This is a genomic window from Streptomyces sp. NPDC029296, from assembly GCF_055569255.1.
Genome location: NZ_JBVHXT010000037.1, coordinates 1 through 16648 on the forward strand (window position 1 = coordinate 1; position 16648 = coordinate 16648).

Annotated in this window: 17 protein-coding genes and 1 pseudogene; 5 read left to right on the plus strand and 13 right to left on the minus strand. The window is 71.2% G+C overall.

Annotated features, from left to right (window positions below; all coding sequences use genetic code 11):
- The first annotated feature begins 869 nt into the window (after positions 1-869).
- The gene (locus ACZ4W9_RS28730; protein WP_467940645.1) at positions 870-1310 is read left to right on the plus strand and encodes a hypothetical protein; all 441 of its coding nucleotides are present in this window, start codon (positions 870-872) and stop codon (positions 1308-1310) included.
- A 66-nt stretch (positions 1311-1376) separates the two neighbouring features.
- On the opposite strand, the gene ACZ4W9_RS28735 is transcribed toward ACZ4W9_RS28730, so the two are convergent.
- The 3 genes from ACZ4W9_RS28735 to ACZ4W9_RS28745 form a co-directional block, all read right to left on the minus strand.
- A complete protein-coding gene (locus ACZ4W9_RS28735) occupies positions 1377-1718 on the minus strand; it encodes a hypothetical protein (protein WP_467940647.1) in 342 nt (113 codons plus the stop codon).
- Complete coding sequence (gene mobF, locus ACZ4W9_RS28740) at positions 1715-3466, minus strand: MobF family relaxase (RefSeq protein ID WP_467940883.1); 1752 nt, start codon at positions 3464-3466, stop codon at positions 1715-1717. The genes ACZ4W9_RS28735 and mobF overlap by 4 nt, the downstream gene beginning before the upstream one ends.
- A 590-nt stretch (positions 3467-4056) precedes the next feature.
- A complete protein-coding gene (locus ACZ4W9_RS28745; protein WP_467940649.1) occupies positions 4057-4299 on the minus strand; it encodes a hypothetical protein in 243 nt (80 codons plus the stop codon).
- Between the two features lie 307 nt (positions 4300-4606).
- On the opposite strand from ACZ4W9_RS28745, the gene ACZ4W9_RS28750 reads away from it, so the two are divergent.
- On the plus strand, positions 4607-4900 hold the full coding sequence (locus ACZ4W9_RS28750) for a hypothetical protein (RefSeq protein ID WP_467940651.1): 294 nt from the start codon (positions 4607-4609) through the stop codon (positions 4898-4900).
- Between the two features lie 54 nt (positions 4901-4954).
- Here the strand turns inward: ACZ4W9_RS28750 and ACZ4W9_RS28755 are convergent, their stop codons facing one another.
- From ACZ4W9_RS28755 to ACZ4W9_RS28770, 4 genes are all read right to left on the minus strand, one after another.
- Entirely contained in the window at positions 4955-5287 is a 333-nt protein-coding gene (locus ACZ4W9_RS28755) for a hypothetical protein (protein ID WP_467940653.1), read from the minus strand.
- Complete coding sequence (locus ACZ4W9_RS28760) at positions 5275-5622, minus strand: Ku protein (RefSeq protein ID WP_467940655.1); 348 nt, start codon at positions 5620-5622, stop codon at positions 5275-5277. The genes ACZ4W9_RS28755 and ACZ4W9_RS28760 overlap by 13 nt, the downstream gene beginning before the upstream one ends.
- A gap of 430 nt (positions 5623-6052) precedes the next feature.
- Positions 6053-8290, minus strand: coding sequence for a trypsin-like serine protease (locus tag ACZ4W9_RS28765; protein ID WP_467940657.1), 2238 nt, complete (start codon positions 8288-8290; stop codon positions 6053-6055).
- A gap of 14 nt (positions 8291-8304) precedes the next feature.
- Positions 8305-8700 (minus strand): hypothetical protein, encoded by a 396-nt coding sequence (locus tag ACZ4W9_RS28770; protein WP_467940659.1) that lies wholly within the window; start codon positions 8698-8700, stop codon positions 8305-8307.
- Between the two features lie 489 nt (positions 8701-9189).
- Between ACZ4W9_RS28770 and ACZ4W9_RS28775 the strand changes: the two genes are divergently transcribed.
- Positions 9190-12564: an ALF repeat-containing protein gene (locus tag ACZ4W9_RS28775; RefSeq protein WP_467940661.1), complete on the plus strand. Its 3375-nt coding sequence runs from the start codon at positions 9190-9192 to the stop codon at positions 12562-12564.
- 497 nt (positions 12565-13061) lie between these two features.
- Here ACZ4W9_RS28775 and ACZ4W9_RS28780 read toward each other — a convergent pair whose 3' ends face one another.
- From ACZ4W9_RS28780 to ACZ4W9_RS28790, 3 genes are all read right to left on the minus strand, one after another.
- Complete coding sequence (locus tag ACZ4W9_RS28780; RefSeq protein ID WP_467940663.1) at positions 13062-13271, minus strand: hypothetical protein; 210 nt, start codon at positions 13269-13271, stop codon at positions 13062-13064.
- A gap of 5 nt (positions 13272-13276) precedes the next feature.
- Positions 13277-13678, minus strand: a complete 402-nt coding sequence (locus ACZ4W9_RS28785; protein WP_467940665.1) for a hypothetical protein — start codon at positions 13676-13678, stop codon at positions 13277-13279.
- 598 nt (positions 13679-14276) lie between these two features.
- On the minus strand, positions 14277-14441 hold the full coding sequence (locus ACZ4W9_RS28790) for a hypothetical protein (protein WP_467940667.1): 165 nt from the start codon (positions 14439-14441) through the stop codon (positions 14277-14279).
- A 43-nt stretch (positions 14442-14484) separates the two neighbouring features.
- Here ACZ4W9_RS28790 and ACZ4W9_RS28795 point away from each other — a divergent pair.
- Positions 14485-14589 (plus strand): annotated as a pseudogene (locus ACZ4W9_RS28795) (IS5/IS1182 family transposase); the annotation flags it as partial.
- Here ACZ4W9_RS28795 and ACZ4W9_RS28800 read toward each other — a convergent pair.
- A complete protein-coding gene (locus ACZ4W9_RS28800) occupies positions 14583-15038 on the minus strand; it encodes a hypothetical protein (RefSeq protein WP_467940669.1) in 456 nt (151 codons plus the stop codon). The pseudogene ACZ4W9_RS28795 and the gene ACZ4W9_RS28800 overlap by 7 nt on opposite strands.
- 167 nt (positions 15039-15205) lie before the next feature.
- On the opposite strand from ACZ4W9_RS28800, the gene ACZ4W9_RS28805 reads away from it, so the two are divergent.
- Entirely contained in the window at positions 15206-15436 is a 231-nt protein-coding gene (locus ACZ4W9_RS28805; protein WP_467940671.1) for a hypothetical protein, read from the plus strand.
- Positions 15437-15648: 212 nt separating this feature from the next.
- Here the strand turns inward: ACZ4W9_RS28805 and ACZ4W9_RS28810 are convergent, their stop codons facing one another.
- Together ACZ4W9_RS28810 and ACZ4W9_RS28815 are read right to left on the minus strand one after the other, a co-directional pair.
- Entirely contained in the window at positions 15649-15864 is a 216-nt protein-coding gene (locus tag ACZ4W9_RS28810; protein WP_467940673.1) for a DUF6207 family protein, read from the minus strand.
- 284 nt (positions 15865-16148) lie between these two features.
- A complete protein-coding gene (locus ACZ4W9_RS28815) occupies positions 16149-16604 on the minus strand; it encodes a hypothetical protein (RefSeq protein WP_467940675.1) in 456 nt (151 codons plus the stop codon).
- Positions 16605-16648 lie beyond the last annotated feature (44 nt).

Below are 16648 nucleotides of genomic sequence, written 5' to 3' on the forward strand. Positions count from 1 at the left end.
AACAAGGACCTCAGCAATCCTCATTCTCGCTGGTCAGAGGCACTTTCCGCTTTCCTGATCACCAGTCGGACAGCCCACCTCGTGAAAGCGCGAGGCTAACGCAGCATGAGGCGGTTTGAAGCCTCCCCCCGCAGGGCGGCTCCGAAGGGCCACGAAACCTTCATCTCTCGCACAGCATCACTTCCGGAAATCGCTCCTACATGCAACTTCCTTTCATGTTCAGGACACACGGCAAGGGGGAATGTCGCGGTAGCGGAGCCGGACAAGGGGATGTAGCGGAACCGGACAAGGGGGTCGCGCGCGTCCGGCCGCACCCGACGGGGGGGCACACCGGTGCGGAGCGTCGGGTGCGGCGCACCGGGACGCTCGAGAGTGCCAGGCATCGTCGGAGTAGTGCGGTACCGGACGCGGTAGCGCACCATCGCGGCGCGCACCACGGTGGAGTCCACCGTCGTCCGGCACACCGGAGAGTGGGCTCCACTCGGTGGAGTCCATCGGGTGGAGCCCACTGAGTGGAGCCCACTCGATGTTCTGCATCCGGTGGCGATGCGCGACATCGGGTGGACTCCACTCAGCGGACGATGTCTGGCATCGTCACCACAGCCAGGCGGCGAAGTGCCCACAGCTGGCGCGAGGGGGTGCGGCGCGCAGCCGCGTTGCCGATCCGGTTCTGCCAGGGGCGGGGCCGGCACGACTGCCCGGCGGCAAGGCGGCGCCGTCCGGCGGCCGCCCCGGCGGTCTCCGGCTGAGGGCCGCTTCCAGACCGGCCGGCGCCCAGGGACTCACCGGACTCGGGCTCCTGGACCTCGTCGAACTGACCTTGCCGAAGTGCACCCGGGCCCGTACCCGGCACGGCTACGGTGCTGCCCATGCCCTCAGAACTGACTCCGGACCAGGTCCTCCGTGTGATCGCCGCCCTGGAAGCGGCATGGAACGGTGACAACGACGCCCTGGCCGCGCTGATACGCGGGGGGAGCGGCGAGCAGCCGCTGGCCGTTCTGGTCGCAGGGTTCGGCGAGAGCCGGCTGCTGAAGATGGTGCTGGCCGTCACCGGGATCGACGGCCTGGAGGGCGCCGAGCTGGAGCGGGCGCTGGCGGAGTACGGGCAGAGCCTCACCCCGCATCTGCTCGGTGTGGCATCGGGTCTGATGTCCGGGTGGGCTGCGAGCGCGGGCGAGGACGTCCGGGCGACCGGCGACCTCGCCCGCCACGTCCTGCGGGCCCTGCTGTCCTTCACGGGACGCGACGATCCGGAGGGGGTGCGGGCCCTGCTCGCGCACCTGCGCGCGGATGCCCTCGCCCATTCCTGAACCTCCCGGCCGGCCGCGCCCCGGTCTTCGGCCGCGACGGACCCGGAGGGCATCTGCCCGGCATCGTCACCACAGCCAGGCGGTGGAGTGCCGCAGCTGGGGCGCGGGGGCGCGGCTCGTGGCCGCGTTGCCGATCCGGCTCTGCCGGGCGAGAGGCCGGCGCGAGTTCCTCGCGGCGAGGCGGCGCTTGGCGGCTTCCTGGACGCGCTTGCGCTGCTTGCGCAGCTCCGCCTTCTTCGCCGCCTTCGACTTCGGCTTCCGCGGGCGCTTCCAGACCGGCTGCCACCCCGCGGGCTCGTCGACTTCGGGCTCCTGGTCCTCGGTGAGCGCGGCGGCCATCTGCTCGCGGGCGGCACGGGCGCGGGCGAGTGCGTCGTCGGGGGTGGGCTGGTCTTGCGGGGTGCTCACGTGACTCCTCCAATGGTCGGGCCCGGTGTGTGCTGGGTGCCGGGCTGCGGGGTGTGCGGCTGTGGGGCTGTCGCCGGGGCGGGCCGCGGCCGGGGGCCGTGGGTGAGGGCGCGCTCGCGGATGCCGTCCTGGAGGTGGGCGGCGACGGCTTCGAGCGTCCGGCGGGTCTGCTCCACCGTGTCGACGCCGGTCCCCTGCTCCAGGAGGCGGCCGGCCTTCCGGCCGGTGCGCAACGGCCGCGGGCGCGGCCTCGAGGCGGCGGGCACGGCGACGGGGTGCGGCCGGGGGCGGGAGCCCAGGCGCTCCGCTCGCCGCGCCGCGCGGACCCGGGCAGCCAGTGCGTCGGCGGCGAGGCGGGCCCGCTCGTACGGCGGGGCGGTCCGCTTGCGGGTCAGCGGACGCAGCACGGCCTCATCCTCGATGTCGCGCGGGTACAGGGCGCGCAGGTCGGCGGTCATCCTCCGGCCGCGCCCGACGGGGCGGGTGTGGCCGTCGACGGCCGTCTGCACGATCTGTTCGTCCAGGCCGGGTGGGTGTGGCCGGCCGCGCAGGGCGTAGGCGAGGTGGCGGCGGGCTTCGGCGAGCAGGTGGTGGCGCGCGAAGGCGCCGCGCATCACGTACACCACGGCGACGACGTCGACGGCCGCCAGCACGGTGTCGACCACCGGCCGCACCCGCGCCCACACGGCCGCGGCCGCCGCCCGCGCCCGCTCGGCCAGCCGGTAGACGGTGCAGGCGCCGAACGCCCGGATCGCCGAGGCGCGCCACCGCTCGCGCAGCTCGGTCAGCGACCGCAGCTCCGTGCGCTTGGGCGGGCGGGTCTGGTCGGCGGCCTGGCAGGCCAGCGCGTAGCCGGCCCGCTCCCCCGGCGCGTGCCCGTGCTTCTCCTCGTACCGGGCGGTGAGGACGGGCAGCGCGTCCTCGATCTGCTGGCGGCGGGTCGACTGCCAGCCGATCAGCCGCCGGTCGATGCCCGCGATCTCCATGACGGGCCGGCGGCCCCGGGTCACCTCGCGCGGCTCCCACGCCCACCCGAGCCTGGCCGTCACCTCCTCCATGAACAGGAGGGTGTAGAGGGTGTCGGCGGCGACGATGTGGGCCAGCATTGAGTCCGCGGACAGGTTGCCCCACTTCCCGTCGTGGGGCCGCCGGGCGCGGATCGACACCACCGCGTGATCGTGAAGAAGTGGCCTCGATTCCGTGGCTCTGGACTCGTAGTGCCGGAAGACCGCGACGATCAGCCCGTCCTTGACCCGGGCCCGCTGCTTTCCGCCGGCCTTCCAGCGGATCTCCGCGACCGACTCCTCCAGCCACGCCAGCGTCTTGTCCCGGGCGATGTCCTGGCACAGCTCCAGCACCAGCCGGGTCCCGTCATCTCCGAGCGCCCACGCGATGTGGGCCGTCGACGGGGCCCGGAACACCAGGTCCATCGCCAGCCACGGCGTACGCTCCTTCGCCTTCTCCGTCGTCGGGGAGCGGTTGTGCTCGATGGGCCTGCCCAGCACGGTCGCCCGCCTCGCCTGCGCCGGGGTCCTGCCCTGCGACAGGAGGTCGCGCTCGATCCGGTCGGCGTCCGGGTGCCGGCCCTCGCCCAGGAGGAGTTCGGCCTGCCGCTCGCTCACCACGTCCCCGGCCGCCAGGCCGACCGCGGCCAGGCCCCGGCCCTTCCACACTCCGGGCGGGACACCGGCCTGGTCCTGGGCGACGCGCAGCGGCGTCCCCGCCGTGCGGTGGCCGTCGCCGACCATCACGTCGCGGGTGAGGTAGCGCCACCCGCTCCCCGGGCGAACCTTCGATTCGCTGATCACCGGCCCATAGAAACCAGGCACTGACCTGTACAAAAGCGCGATCCCGGGTACGTCCCGCCGGGCGGGAGAGCATCACCAGATCTTTACCGGAGCGCCCGCCAGGCGGGCCGCCGGGCCAGCCCGAGACGGTAAGCCGCTGGTGTGTGCACAGTCCGCCGCATGAACGCGAATACGAACCTGTCCACGGAGGCCTCTGCCCGCTGTGCAACCGCCCGCTCACGCTGCGCACGACCGTCGAGGTCCGCTCGAACGTGCCGTACCCCACCCGGACCGGTTACCTGCCCCACTGCACCAGCTGCGCCAACGACCCGGCCAACACGCAGAAGTGGAACGACCTGATGAACGCCCCCTACGGCAGCTGACCCGGGCCGTGCGAATACTGCGCCGCGACCACAAGAGCACCACCAGCCTCACATTCTTCCGCTGTCCCGCAGCGGTTGAGCTTGCATAGGCCAGGTGGACCTTGCATCTGGATCTGCACAGGGCAACTGGATCTTGCATACGGCTGCCGCTTCGTAAGAGCCTTGTTTTCAATCCTCGGAGGCTTCGAAGGCAATGATTGAGTCGATTCGGATTGCTACCGCGCCTCCTCGGGCCAGGGGCCAGGTCACGTAGGTGGCGGCCGAGATGGGCGACTCAGTGAGCGATTCCACTCGCTCAACGTGTTCCTCCAGGCTGTGGCCCTTGGTGAGTACCAGCGCCTCACGTTCCTGCGTGCCGATGACGTATCGGATGATCATCTGGGGCGGCGCGAACTCGGGCTCGTAGAACATCGGTCTCCTTAAGGCAGTGGTCACTACAGGACGGCGGTACGCCTGGGCGTCGCAAGGTGGAGCTGCCCAACCGGAGTTCCGGGCGCGCAACCTGACCTTTCACCTCGCTGGTCAGGACCACCGCGCCATGCAGTCCTCACCAGGACCGGACATCCGCGGACTGCACGGTCCTTGAGCGTGCACCACCGCACCACTTCCCCGACCACGCACCACGACTGAGCGCTACGTCACCGACGCCCACAACACGAACAGCCACCACCGCCCCCGGCCCCCGCCGGGGGCTTCGTGCTTCCTGGAGGAGTTCGCCGTGCCTACGTACGAAGTCCTGCCCCGCTTCACCGCCGACCTGAACCGCCTCACCCCCGAACAGCGCCGGGCCTTCCGCCAGGCCGTCAACGCATTCGTCGACGGCCTGCGCGTCGGCCGCACGTTCCGCCCGGGGTTACGGATCAAGGGTGTGCGCCTCATGCCCGGGGTCTACGAGCTGACCTGGAGCGGTGGCGGGCGGGCCACTTGGTGCTACGGGCCGCAGAAGGTGCGCGGCACGCAGCACATCGTCTGGCGGTGCATCGGAGGCCACGGCATCCTCAACCAGCCGTGAGCAGGGCGCGGCGAGGGCGTTGGTCCCCGATGTCGTGGAGCACGTCGCCGGGCTTTAGGCGCTGCGCGGCCGGCGGCCCGCCGTCTTCTTCGCCCCAGCCTGCTTGGCCGGCTGCTTCTTCGCGGCCGTCTTCTTCTTCGGCTGCGGCAGCTCGTGTACGTCGGCCGGACCGGCTGCCGGCCCGGCATCGCCACGGGAGGCCTTCGCCTTGGACACCGACTGCTGCAGGGCGGCCATCAGGTCCAGCACCTGGGCCGGCTGCTCCGGCTCCTCCATCGCGGGCAGGGGCTTGTCCTCGCGTTTCGCCTCGATGATCTGGGCGATCGCCTCGGTGTAGCGGTCAGTGAACTCCGGCCCCTCCAGCCGGTCGATCGTCATGGTGTCCATGAGGGCGAGCGCGCCGGCGATCTCGTCCTCGGAGACCTCGGTGGGCGGGGGCAGGAGCTCGGTGGGTCGCGGATCTCGTCGGGCCAGCGCATGGCGTGCAGGACCAGGACATCGTCGCGGACCCGCAGCAGCCCGAGGCGTTCGCGGCCGGACCAGGCGTATTTCGCGACGGCCACCTTCTCCGAGCGGGAGAGGGCCTTGACCAGTAGCTTGTACGGTTTGGCCGCGACCTGGCCGGCGGGCTGGAGGTAGTAGCCTTCGGCGATCCGGATCGGGTCGACGGATTCCAGCGGCACGAACGCGTCGATGGCACCGGACCAGATCGTGCGGGGCATGGTACACCTCTCCCACTCATCCCGAGCACCACCAGGCTATGTATCCGTCCGGGGTCCCGCACACGCTCCGGAGCGACAAGGGTTGCTGCGGCAGCTGACCATGCTGCGTGCAGGGTCTCGTCGACGAGTCGGGTGGCGCCGGCGGTCCGGCCGGGGCTGGAAGGAGGACGGGGCGGTCAGGGCCGGTACGGGTGGCGTTCACGTGGCCCATCTGGTCCGTTCGACGGCCCATCCGCAGTGTCCGGGACGTTCGCTGTACTCGATACCTTTGCGGGTGACACGCACGCCGATGTGCTTGTGGCACAGGCTGTCCGGAGGTGGGGAGCGTCGTATGCCCTGTCCGCCTGCAGGCGAGGGGTCCGCGAGAGCCCTCCGCAGCCGGGTGGTCGGGGAGGGCTCTCGGTGAGGCCGGTGTGGGTGGGAGAGGTGGTTACCGCGCCGAGTGGCCGAAGCGGTCACCGGTGGCTGGGAGACCGCCTGTGCCGGGCTGATAGGTAGTGACTTGGGCGATCGCGCCACCTGCGGTCGCATTGGACATGGGCAGGGCGTGGAGGGCGCCGTAGGCGGAGGGGCCGTACGGCATGCCGACGTACAGCCTGGTGGCAGTGAAGTGGATGTTGTGGCCCATGTACTGGTCGGATCCCGGGGTGCCGGGGATGCCGACCATGCCCGCCTGGATCCATTGGTCGGAGTCGCCGGGCGTGCCGAGGAGCGAGAAGGTCTGGATGGCTCCCGCGTCGGTGGCGGTGTCGATGTCCTCGCCGGGGATGCCGACGGCGATCCGCATGGTGGCTGCGGTGCTTTGCGCTCGCGGTGCGGTGTTCACGGCACTGACCTGGTCGCCGAAGTGGTCGCTGGGTTCGGCGGCGCCGGTCACCGCGTCGTTGCCGGTTCCTTGCCAGAGGCTGTTGAGTTCGCCGAAGGTGTTGGCGGCGGTGAGGTGGACGACGACTACGCGGCCGGCCTCGGCCTGGTCGACGTTGTTGACGCCCAGGCTCTCGCCGGGTGAGCCGATGGCGAGCACCGACTCGGTGGCGGCTGCGGCACCGGACGGGCGGTAGTCGGCCATGGACAGTGAGGCGCCGAACTTGTCGCCGGTCTCGGAGCCGCCGCTGATGATGTCGGAGTCCTGGTCGATGCCGTGCAGAGGGGTGGGGATGCCGTCGGTGTTCACCTTGTGGTCGAAGATCCACACAGCGCCGGCACCGGCATGGCCGTTGATGGCCTCGTTGGGGGCGCCGATGGCGAGGTGGTTGCCGTCGGCGGCGACGGTGGTGCCGAAGCCGTCGTTGGCCTCGTTTCCGCCGGGAACGGTCGAGCTGTCCTGGGTGATGGAGGTGTTGGTGTTGCCCCGCAGGTAGAAGGCCATCCCCGCCTTGGCCAGGCTGCCGGAACTCTGGCCGGGAACACCGATCAGCAAATACGGCTCGCCCGCGGCGGTTCGGCCGGCGGCGACCGAGTGGCCCATGCGGTCACCGGTCTGCGAAGCTGCGGCGGCGATGGCTCCGGAGCCGGTGCCCTGCTCCAGGTGGAGGGTAGCGGTGCCCGTCCCGATGCCGTTCCGGGCGCCGTAGAGCACGTCGACCGTGCCTGCGTCGGTGGCGCTGCCAAGGTCTTCGGCGGGGGTGCCGACGACGAGGTCGGTGCAGCCGTCCTCGTCGTGGTCGACGGTGTCGAGCACCTCGCCGAACCAGTCCTCCGGTTCGGCGCCGCCGGGCACCCAGCCGAGGTCCTGGGTGATCTCGGCGGTGCCCTTGCCGCCGCCGTAGACCACCCGAATCAGACCTGCCGCGGCCTTGCCTGCGACGGTTGCCTTGGGGTCGCCGATTGCGATGTCCTCGATGCCGTCGCAGTTGAAGTCGGTGAGGGGGGCGGCGTTCACCTTGGAGTTCACCCAGGAGGCCAGATCGTCGACGCGGGTGGCGATTCCGCCGGTGCGGGTCTCGGTCGGGTCGGTACCGAAGCACCCTCCCTGGTACGAGCGGCTGCCGAGGGCGACCAGCCGATGAAGGCCGTTGACCGTGCGTACCAGGGGGCCGCCGGCGTCGCCCATGCACACTGATGTGCCGTCCTTGCCTGTGTAGGTGGCGGTGGTGGCCGCGGGCGCGTCCATGGAGAGGGTGCCGGTGTGCAGCTGCAATGGCGCCCACTCGGTGGCGGTGCGCCCGTATCCGGCGAACTGCAGTTCCTCGCCCGTGTCGGGCGCTGTGGAGGCCAGGGTGATCGGGGTGACGTTGGTGACGGGCCGGGACAGGCGGGCGAGTACCAGGTCGCGGTCGGTGCGCGGCACCAGTTCCACGATCTCGCGGACGGCGCCCTGGCTCGTGGTCAGGTCGGGGCGGCCTATGGTCGCGGTCGTTCTCAGCCGCGGTTTGCCCGCGGGCACGGTGAGGCTCTGTGCGGGGTCGTCGACGAAACAGCTGGCCGCGGTGAGTATCCATTCGCGGTCTATCAGGACGCCGGAGCAGCCGCGTGTGGCATCACCGATGGTTAACTGCGCGGTGTAGGTGTAGCTGTTGGTGGAGTCGACGGTTCCGGTCACGGTGTGCGCGGGTGAGGCGGTCACCACGATGGAGCCCGCGATCAGTGCTGCGGTCAGCGCTGCCCGGGCGGCGGATCCGCTGCTCCGGAAGGCCCCGAAGCCCTTAGGGCGCGGTGTGATGGGCATGGTATGACCTCCGGTCACTTGCTCGTACGGATCTCGACTAGGACGAATTCACGGGCCTGCGGGTCCGCGGACTCTCCGACCGGAGTCCAGGCGTCCTTGGGGACCTCGACTTCCTGAGACGCGTTGTCGGGCGCGGTGAGAGTGACATCGGCGGTGTGCGCGACCGATCCCTTGACGGCGAACACCGAGGGGATCTCCAGGGAGAGGTAACCCGACGTGCCGACGGTGCGGAAGCACACCTTGTCGTCGGTCCGGGACCACACCTCCATCAGTCCGGTGGCCGAGTCGCACTTGGCCAGGGTGATGTGACCGTCTCCGCGTTTGAGAACGATGCCCGTCTCTTCTTTGATCTTGTCGGCGTTCGGGTAGGCGTAGTCCTCGACCGTGTAACCGGGCTGTTCATCGGCCACCGTGACCGTAGTGGCGGATGCGCTGTCGTGAGGTAAGGCGGTGGTGGCGACGAGTGCGGCGATACACGCCGCGGCGGCCGCGCAGACGCCGACTGTCCGCCGTATCAGTTTCATTAGGTTCCCCTTGTCCGGACGATGGGACGTGGCACTCGGGGCCCGTCCCGAGCGGGCGGTGCACCGGCACGCGGGCGGTGACTCGGCCATGGTGACGCGGAGCCGAGACGCTTCGCGTCGTCCCCGGACCGCCTGCGCGGCGGCGTCGACGCAACATCGACACAACATCGGTCAGGAGTCCGGCAGTTCATGGCTCTACAGCGTGCCGACAGCTAGCAGCAGAGTTTCCAGGAGTCTAGGATCACTGCCACGAAATTGTCATGTCTTCGATCAATTCGTGCGTCGCCGAGGACACGCGTGTCGCTGGCAGGCCAGTCCGCCCGGCGGTAAGCCGCCGGATGCGCAGCCGCCGACACCGACAACGGAGGGAAAATCTTGGACGCCACTTTCTGGAGCAGACGGCGCATTCTCGGCGCCTTAGCAGCCAGCGCCGTCGCCACCACGGCCTCGAACCTGGTTCTCACCCCCACGGCCGCCCAGGCCGACGTCCCGCCGGACGACGGCACCGACGGTGATCCTTTCGCTCTGCCCGACACCGACCGGGCAAAAGTCGTCAAGGAGTGGCTGGTAGGCGGTAAAGCCGTCCGCGCTGCCGCGCTAGCGGCGCTGACCGGCTCCGACACGGACGTCCAGGAGTTCCTGGCCGCGGGGCTCGCTCAGGCCACCGCGGAGGACAACCGTGTCGCCGTCATGACATCCCTCGCCGCGGGCGGGAAGGGCACCCGGCGCGAGGCGACGGCGGCGCTCAACGGGGGTGACACCGCCATCGCCGCGTATCTGGGAGGCGGCTTCAGGTCCGCCATCATCGAGGACCTCCAGGTCGCCACCACGACCGTGATGGCCACCGGCGGCAAGGCCGTCAACCGCAACGGCAGCACCGCCCTGGAGACGGGAACCCGGGAAGCTTTGGAGACCTTCCTCACCGACGGGCAGTACACCGCGCGCCTGCAGGACATGAGGGTCGAGGTGTCCACCCTCATGATGCAGGCGGGCCCGGAAGTACGGAAGTACGCCTCCCGCGCCCTGTCGGGGACCGCCGCCGACATCGAGTGGTTCCTCGAGACCGGCCAGCACATCGCCCGCGCCCGTGACCAGGAGGCCGCGACGATCGAGGAACTCGTCGCGGTCGTCGAGCGTGAGGGCAAGAAGGCCGACGCAAAGACCAAGCAGGCCGAAGAGGCGGCGGCCCGCGCTGTGGACGCCGCCGCGAAGGCCAAGGAAGCGGCGGAGAAGGCCGCAGCCGAGGCGCAGGCCGCCCAGGACGACGTCGTCAGGTCCGGCAAGGCGGCCCGCAAGGCGGCCGAATCCGCGAAGGGCGCGGCCGACTCGGCCCGGGCCGCCGTCTTCGCTTCCCACGCCGCTGTCCAGGCGTCCCGCCGCGCCGCCTACGCCGCCACCGCCGCGAGCCAGGCCGCTGCCACCGCCGGCTCTGCCGCCGCCCGCGCGTACAACGCCGCCATCGCCGCCTCCAAGGACGCGTCCCAGGCATCCGCCGCCAAGAACGCCGCCGTCGCCGCCCGCAACGCCGCGGCCAAGGCCCGCAGCGCGGCCAAGGCCGCCGACTACGCCGCTTCCGCCTCGGCCCAGGCCGCGAACGCCGGATCTGCCGCGGCCTCGGCGGCACGCAACGCCGCAGCTGCCGCGAACGCCTCCGCCACGGCCGCCGCCGCGGCGGGCCGGGCACAGGCCGAGGCGGCCGAGGCCAAGCGGCAAGCGCAGATCGCCAACACCAACGCCCAGATCGCGACCAACGCGGCCGGAACAGCTCAGGCGCTGGCCAACACATCGGCGGCCGCCGCCCGCACCGCACGCGACGCTGCCAACAGCGCGGCCGGTCACGCGGAGAAGGCCGCCGAGGCCGCAGAGTGGGCCGCCACATACGCCGGTCAGGCCGTCGAGTACGCCAAGAAGTCCACCGAGTTCGCCAATGAAGCCACCAAGGCCGCCAACGTCGCCACCGACGCCGTCAACCAAGCGGTCGAGGTCGAGAAACAGGCTCGTGAGGCGGAGTGGCAGCGGCTCGACCAGGACACTCAGCAGGCGATCGAGGAGGCCCGGCTGCTCGCCCAGGTAGAAGAGCAGCAGCAGGCGCAGTCCCTCGACAAGCGGACACAGGCCGAGCGAGAGGAACAGGCGACGAAGGACCTCGTCGCGCAGGCCGAAGAGGCCCTTCGCAGCGGTGACACAGCGCATGCCACCGCCCTCGGGCGCCGGGCAGCCGTCGCCCTGATGGACTCCGATGGCACATGGTCACGTGAGGCCGCCCGGTTCGCCCTGGCCGGAGCGGACGCCGACATCCACGCCTGGCTCGACGCCGACCGGCAGTTCGCCCAGCGGCAGGACGACCGGGAGACCGCCCTCTATCTCGCCCAGGTCGCCACCCCCGACGTCGCCGACGCCGCGACCGCAGCGCTGGAGAGCGACGACGCGGACGCCGCCACCGCCTTCCTCACCACCGGCGCCGTGGCCGCCGCCGCGATGGACAACCGCGTCATCACCACCTCCCTTCTGGCCGGCAACCCCGGCAGCGCGGTGAAAAAGGCGGCCAACGACGCGCTGAACGCCGGAACGGCGCAGGCTCTGTACGACTTCTTGACCACCGGATACCAGGAGGCGCTACGGCAGGACGACGCGGTCGCCACCGCCACGATCCTCGCCACGGCGGGCCCCTACACCAAAGCCCACGCCCAGGCCGCGCTGGAGGGCCCGGTGTGGATGCGCCGCAACTTCGTCGCCTCGGTGCAGTACAGAACTGCTCAGCTCGACTACGATTCCGCCACCCACATCGCCGCCGTACAGGGCACGATCGCCGCCGCCGCGAAGATCGCCCACAAGGCGCAGGAGGATGCCGCGCGGGCGCAGGAGGCGGCGGCGAAGGCCCGTAACGCGGCCGCGGAAGCGCTGCAGTGGGCCGACAAGGCGCAGAAGTCGGCCGAGAAGGCCACCCAGTACGCGCGGCAGGCGGACACCAACGCAGACGTCGCAGAGCAATCCGCCAAGGACGCACAGGCCTCGGCCGACCGGGCCAAGTCGGCGGCCGCCACGGCTCGCCAGGCCGCCCGCTCGGCCAACTACTCCGCCAACCGGGCGGTGGACGCCGCCACCCGCGCGGTGGCTTCCGCCAACTCGGCCCAGGCATCGGCCACGTCCGCCCGGGCCTCTGCGGTCCAGGCCGGCCAAGACGCGCGGACGGCGGCCGCCGCCGCGAGCCAGGCACACCAGATCGCCGTGGCCAAGCGGCAGGCAGAGATCGCCGCAGCGGCCAGGAAAGCGGCCGAGGAGGCACGCAGGGCCAAAGAATCCGGTACAAACCCCGCCGACACGCCCGACAACGACAGCGTCAAAGGCGGCCTGCCCTGGTGGCAGGAGGGAGCGCGCTGGCTGGCGACCCAGACCAACAGGGCCAGCATCGGGACCGCGCTGATCTCCAGCGGCTTGGGACTCGCCGGCGGGCTGTGCCTCCTGGGCACGGCCACCGCAGGGGCGACCCCATTCCTCGAATCCTGGGCCCTCTTTTTCGGGAACGTGTCGATCGGATTCGCCGGGCTCAACGTCGTATTCACCGCGATCGGCTACGGATGGGGCAACGAGCTCAAAAGCTCGCTGTGGAGTTTCGGCCTGAGCGTGATCACCTACGGCCAGTCCGGCACGATCAAGGCCATCGCCGGCACCACAGCCGGGTCGATGATCTCGGCGGCCGCGCACGACCTCATCTCACCGGTCACCAGTCTGCTGACGGGCGGCTGGTGACTCACCTCGAACACCTCCTGCCTTGCGGGTTGAAGCGGTATGAACCGACCGCCCGGCAGTCGGAGAACCACCCCGGTCAAGGCCAGCAAAACCGACGACACCCATGACCGGGGGACGGGGGCACCTCCGTGTCCTCTGTCGAGCGCGGGTGCAAACGTACGGGAGCGGGAGCAGGTTCCGTCACGGAGCACCGCGAACGCCGCGTTGATCCGTTGTCGGACGACGCAGGGAGGGTCGCGGTGTGGCTCTCTAACCACGGTGCGGCACAAGGCGCGGTTCGGCGCCTCACGGACTGTGACTGGTGTGGCTGGTGGACAAGCTCTCGCCTACCCGCCGCGCGCCACTGGCTCAGAGCCCTACGGCACGTGCCACCCCAACCCCATTGGAGTAGCCGCAGCGGCCGGACAGATTCGCCCTGTCCGGCCGCTGCCGCTATGTGCTGTCCAGGGCGGCCTCCCGGTCGGCGATATCGGCGCCGGCATCCTCGCGCCCGCCCCCTACCGGGCGAAGGTAACGGTGACCGGCGCGTTGGGGCAGTGGCTGAGGACCTTGGACAGGGCGGCCTCTTCGCTGGGGTCGATGCCCAGGCCCCAGCGCGTCTTGTCGGCGACCCAGTCACTGACGTACTGGCAGCGGTAGCTGGTGGCCGGCGGCAGCCACGTTGTCGGGTCCTGGTCCGCCTTCGACCGGTTTGACGCGGCCGACACCGCGATCAACGCCCGCTCGTCGCCCAGGTCTTGGCGTAGGCCTGCCGCTCCGCCGATGACCAGGCAGAGGCGCCGGAGTCCCAGGCCTCGGCGAGCGGGACCAGGTGGTCGATGTCCAGCCCGCTGGATCCGGCGATGTAGCGGTCGTCATACGGCGAGTACCGGCGGCCGCCGCTCAGCCGGCAGTTCGTGCCCTGCTCGGGCTCGGTGACGGCCTCGGCCTTCAGCACCTCGGCGCGAGTGGTGCAGCCGTCCTTGTCGGCGTCGACCCAGTGCTTGAACTTGGTGCGCTCATACCCGGTGCAGTCCTCATCGCGGACGGGCAGAGCGGCCAGGGCGTCGCGCACCGGCAGGGTGACGGCCCGGCCCTCGGCGCGCCCGGTGGGATCAGCGGCCGGGGGCGGCATGGGCGGTGACGGGGGCGAGCAGGGCCGCGAGGGCGGTGGCGAGGACGGCGGTCCGGGCGAAGCGCACGACGGAGTCCTTTCGGAGATCACTGGTCGTGCTCTTCGTCGTGGCGACTGCGTGCGACGCGCCCGGTAAGCCGTAGCCTCTACCCGTTCAGGGGATACGAACGATGGCCTGCAGACGCATCTAGCAGGTCCGGCCCCGCGCGAGCGTGGACGTCGGCGGCGGCCCCGGCCAGACGGCCGGCTGATCATCGGAAGGTGCTGTACCCGATCGGCCGGTGGGGGCAGCCGCCGGCGCTGTGCGGCCGCCGCCTAGGATCCATGAGTGTGCATGAGATCCCCGACGAGCTGATCAGCCTGGAGCGCTCCGCCGTGCAGGAGCGGGCCCGGCTCGCCGGCCTCACCGGTGACGACTACGACGCCCGGCTGCGCCGCTGACGCGAGGCCTCCGCCGCCTTCCAGGCGGCCGTCACGGAGCACGCCGCCAGCGCCGAGACGAGCTGGTACGAGCTGGAGCAGGCCGTGAAGAAGGCCGTACGGCACCCGGAGCCAGAGGACGGCACGGCCGGCGCGTAACCCGCGGACGGTACCGGGACTACCGCGGGTCGGGCCAGTCGGCCAGCACAGCACCGGTCTCCTCATCGAGGAGGGTGACGCGGGTGCCCGGTCTGGCGCCGCGTTCGCCGATCCAGCGCCGGAACTTGTCCCGCGCGGTCTCCTCCTGGCCCCACCAGCCGTGCCGCACCGGCCGGCCGTCCACGGTGAGCAGCAAATGGTAGCGGCCGGGGCCGCTCCACCGGCCGAAAAGGGGGAGGCACCGGCCGGACGAACCGGACGATCACGCCCTCGGCCGATCCCGAGAAGGACTGACAACCAAGGTCCACCTCGAGTCCGCCGCGCGTCACGGCTGAAGGCCTTGGCCTTGGCCGGGGCCGGGCTGCTGGTGCTGCTGCTGTTCGTGCTCCTGGCGGCGCCGGTCGACCGGCCCGGCCGGGCCGGTGGCCGGGTCCGGGATCTCTCCCTCCCCGAAGGCGCGGCGGCGGGCCCTGGCCACGCGGGTGAAGGCGGCGAGCCGTTCCAGGTTCTCCGGTGTACGCAGCCACGTCGCCGGGTCGGTTGTCCGGCCCTCCAGGTACTCCCCGGGCATGGCGGCCTGCTGATGCGCGTGGACGGCGGCGGCCCTCTGCGCCGGGGTGAGGGCGGCGTCCCGGTCCGGGTGGTGGACGGTATGCGGCGCGTCTGACGGCTGGTCACGGTAGTGGTCTTCGGTGTGCGCGGCCGCTGACGCGGTCGCGGCCGGCGGGGCGTCCTGTGCGGCGGCGGGTGAGGGGCGTGCGGTGCGGATCGCGTTCTGCACGGCGAAGCTGGCGACCCGGGCCCGCTCGTACCGGGACGACTCGCGGGGCGGCTTGCCGTCGTTGCCGGCGATCCACCAGCGATCGGGCGCGGCGAAGTCGGTGGTGTAGAAGAGCTGGTCGGCGGCCGGGGTCCGGCGGCGGGTTGGGCAACGGTGGACTGGCGGGAGTGGTCGGACAGGGCACGGTGGGCGATGTAGTCGTCCAGGCCGCGCGTGAACTCCTGGCCGCGCAGGGTCACCAGCAGGTGCCGGCGGGCTTCGGCCAGGACGTGGCGGCGGGCGAACTTGCCGCGGACGGTGGAGAAGACCGCGGCGACGTCGACGGCGGCAAGTACGGCGTCCACGTGCGGATCCACCCGGGCCGTGCCCTGGCTGAGCACTCCGGGCGGCATCCATGACGGAGAAGACGTAGCGGACGTCCGCGAAGTCGCTGGACGGCCAGGACGTCGGCACCGGTCAGTCTGCACCGGCGCAGTTCTTTGTGCTGCAGGTGGCCGTCGACCACGACCCGTCCGGCCGCACCACATCCGCACGGGCCTCTACGTGACACAGGTGCCACTGTTCGACGAGGATGGCACCTCGGTATGAGCCGTCTCAGGCCCTGGCCGTCTCAGCTGCGGGCGGGACGTTCCTGTCGCAGGTCGAGGTAGCAGCGCAGTCGGACGCCGGGCTGTCCGGGGTCCCGCGTGGTGCGCTCCGTTGTCGCTGTCGCCCACCGGCCGGCGAGCATCTGCTGGAAAGTAAAGGCGGTTGCGTCATCGGCAGCCGCGACGTCGACCACGACAAGCCCCGGCTCTCTGATGTGCGTCTCGTTGATCGGGTTCACGTACAACACCACGCCGCGACCCCCGCGAGGGTTCCGCCAGCCCGATGGATTCACCCAGCTGGGTGCGCCCAGCCCGCTGGCCTGTCTCGGCTCTGCGGGCTGGGCGACAACTGAGAAACCATCCCCGCCTGCGGGGATGGTCCGCTGCTCCCCCAAGGAGTGGATGCCACCGGGTGGCGGGTGAGGGCCACTCGGTGGAGGCCACCGGATGAGGTAGGACAGAGGAGCCCACCGAGTGGAGTGGTGCGCGGCATCGCCGGTGCGAAACGCAGCATCGGATGCACTCAGCGGCCGGCCGCCCGGCCGCGGTGCGGTCCGGGTTTCTGCGGGCGGGGGGCCTGCTGGCCGTCCGGGCGCACCGGGCCAATATTGTCGCCCTGGACGGTGTTGCGGTTCGCGCGGACGCGGGAGTCGTCGCCCGCCTTGGCGAACGCGTCCTGGAGGTGGCGCAGCCGGTCGGCCGTGAGATCGAGGGCTTCCACGTCCGTGCGGGACTTTCGCAAGGCCCGCAGCGCGGTCATGTCGATCACCTCCCCGGGACTGGCCTCCGGCTCTTGGTCGTCGTGCTTGACTTCGGCGGCCGGGGGCGCGAGCAGATGCTCGGGCATCGCTGCCTGCTGGTGGGCGACGACGTCGTACGCCCGGCCCCGCACGGCGGTGGCGGTGGCGGTGCGCAGCTTCTCGCGCACCACCACGCCGGCGAGGACGGCACGCTCGTACTGGAGCGGGGCGGGCCTCATCACCGGAGATATCTCCCTCGCCGCGCTGATCCAGCGCCTGGGCC

Excerpts from the sequence above, each read along its gene's own strand:
- ACZ4W9_RS28755 (WP_467940653.1), bottom strand. The coding sequence starts at position 5,287 with ATGGACACCATGACGATCGACCGGCTGGAGGGGCCGGAGTTCACTGAC.
- ACZ4W9_RS28760 (WP_467940655.1), bottom strand. The coding sequence starts at position 5,622 with ATGCCCCGCACGATCTGGTCCGGTGCCATCGACGCGTTCGTGCCGCTG.
- ACZ4W9_RS28785 (WP_467940665.1), bottom strand. The coding sequence starts at position 13,678 with ATGCCGCCCCCGGCCGCTGATCCCACCGGGCGCGCCGAGGGCCGGGCC.
- ACZ4W9_RS28815 (WP_467940675.1), bottom strand. The coding sequence starts at position 16,604 with ATGAGGCCCGCCCCGCTCCAGTACGAGCGTGCCGTCCTCGCCGGCGTG.
- ACZ4W9_RS28765 (WP_467940657.1), bottom strand. The coding sequence starts at position 8,290 with ATGCCCATCACACCGCGCCCTAAGGGCTTCGGGGCCTTCCGGAGCAGC.
- mobF (WP_467940883.1), bottom strand. The coding sequence starts at position 3,466 with ATGGTCGGCGACGGCCACCGCACGGCGGGGACGCCGCTGCGCGTCGCC.
- ACZ4W9_RS28730 (WP_467940645.1), top strand. The coding sequence starts at position 870 with ATGCCCTCAGAACTGACTCCGGACCAGGTCCTCCGTGTGATCGCCGCC.
- ACZ4W9_RS28745 (WP_467940649.1), bottom strand. The coding sequence starts at position 4,299 with ATGTTCTACGAGCCCGAGTTCGCGCCGCCCCAGATGATCATCCGATAC.